This is a genomic window from Mycobacterium sp. (genome assembly GCF_049280035.1).
Classification (GTDB): Bacteria; Actinomycetota; Actinomycetes; order Mycobacteriales; family Mycobacteriaceae; genus Mycobacterium.
In genome coordinates, this window is sequence record NZ_JBAPPI010000513.1 from 1 (window position 1) to 1,940 (window position 1,940).

At 64.1% G+C, this 1,940-nt stretch carries 2 protein-coding genes and 1 pseudogene; all 3 read right to left on the reverse strand.

All coding sequences use genetic code 11. The annotated features are described in order from the left end of the window. Positions 1–85 precede the first annotated feature (85 nt). Positions 86–1,111: a 3-oxoacyl-ACP synthase III family protein gene (locus WAN71_RS16625; RefSeq protein ID WP_422226388.1), complete on the reverse strand. Its 1,026-nt coding sequence runs from the start codon at positions 1,109–1,111 to the stop codon at positions 86–88. A gap of 2 nt (positions 1,112–1,113) precedes the next feature. Further along, the gene (locus WAN71_RS16630; RefSeq protein ID WP_422226389.1) at positions 1,114–1,779 is read right to left on the reverse strand and encodes an SRPBCC family protein; all 666 of its coding nucleotides are present in this window, start codon (positions 1,777–1,779) and stop codon (positions 1,114–1,116) included. Then, positions 1,760–1,940, reverse strand: a pseudogene (locus tag WAN71_RS16635) (thiamine pyrophosphate-binding protein); the annotation flags it as partial. The gene WAN71_RS16630 and the pseudogene WAN71_RS16635, both read right to left, overlap by 20 nt.

Sequence of the window (1,940 nt, forward strand, 5' to 3'; positions counted from 1 at the left end):
AGCGCCAACGCGAGTGGATCAACCGCCTGCGGCAGAGTAGCCAGGACCTCGGCGGTCACCGAGGTTCCGTACGCCGGCGCGGCCATCAGCTTCGCCCGCCCCAGCGGACCGCTGCCGCGCCGGCGAAGTCGCCTGCGTGTGCGAAAGCGGCCATCATCACGACGTCGCCGGCCGTGACCTGACCGTCGGATATCGCATGATCAAAGTTGATCGGGATGCCGGCGCCGAATAGGTTGCCGCACTCATCAAAGGTGTCGCGGTGACGTTCCTCGGGAATCTCGAGCGCTTCACGCCAGTTGCGCAGGAACACCCGGTTTGGCTGATTGGTGACAAGCAGGTCGATATCCTTGGACGACAGGCCGATTCGATCACACACGGCGAGCGCCACTTCGGGGACCTGCCGATTGCCGCGAGCGAGTACCTTGCTGATCTTGGTTTCGGTGAACCCGATGCTGGCCTCGCCCGTCCGGGCCTGCCACCACTTGCGTGGTGGGTCGATGGCGAGCGTCATGTCGCCGGCGTATTCGCCGTAGGTGCGGCACTCGATGTCGAGTATCGGGGACTCGTCCGACAGCGTGACCAAACCGACCGCGGCGCCGTCACCGGGTACGGACGACTGCGCCTTGCGGCGCACCCCGGGCTGGTCGAAGACCTGCCCGGCCGCGTTTTGGGCGATCGCGATCAGCGCGGTGCGCCCCTCACCCGATGCCAGCAATCGACGGGCCACGTTGAGACCCAGCACGAACGCCGCACATCCGCCGTTGTGCAAATCCAGTACCCACGACGGGCGCATGCCCAACCGGTGCGCGATGCCGCCGCCGCCACCATAGAACGGCATGTCCGGCACCTGGGTGTGGGTGATCAAAACGTCGACGTTTTCGATGACATCGCGGCCGTGCCGCTCGATCAGGCCCTGTGTGGCCCGTTCGACCATGTCGATCGCGGTCTCGTCGGGCCCGACGTGATGGCGGAACGAGGGCGCACGGAACATCACGTTTTCTCGTAATTCGTCGGATTCGGCGAACTGCGCGTAGTAGTCGGCGCCGATCGGCTCGCCGGGCAGATAGCTGGCGACGTCGATGAGGCTGACTGCTGGCTGACTCACGATCATTCTCATCTCATCCAGGCCGGGGTGACCGGCAGTCCGTTGCGGTGGCGGTATTCGGCGATGGTCTTGAGGTTGTTCAGCTCGATCCCGTGGCCGGCACCGAACAAGTCCCAGAAGTCGCCGACCCAACCGGTGCGCTCGACCGGGCCGGCGTCGGGGTAGGGGTTCTTGTCGTAGAACGGATGACGGCAATTGGTCCACAGCACCACAGAACCGGGCTTGTTCAACACCACCTGCGCGTCAAGGACGCGCATCACGTAGATCATCCACAGGTGCTTGCCCTGGTCCCACGCGCAGTGGTAGTCGACGGTACGCGCCTCGGCGTTGGCCACCGTGCGGGTATAGATCTCGGTGTCCGGAAGCAGCCGGTCGAAGGCCAGCCAGAGCCCCGGTTCCTCAGTAGGGGTGAAGTCACGCAGGGTGTAGGTCCACTCCTCGAGGCTCCGAGTGTCCGACAGGTACTCGAACAGCTCGTCGGGCGGGCAGTCGACATAGTCGTTGACCGTGCAGTACTGACCGAAAACCTCCTCGTGCGGATACACCGACCGCATCTGCGAAAGGAAGGTTCCGGCGGTCTGCTCCAACGGCGTGGTCTCGATGCGCACCACCCCGTCGATCGGGACGGTGGTGCCGGTATGGGTGATGATATCGTCAAGCGCTGGCAGCGACATTTATGTGGTCCTCCTGTGTGTGTGGAATCTGTTGATTAACAGGCCTATTGGTTAATGGAGCGTTGAGAAATGGTGCAAACGGCGGGATTTCGTCGGCGGCGCATTCGACGCTGATGACCGCCGGGCCGTCGACTGCGAGTGAGCCGTGCACTGCCGCGGCC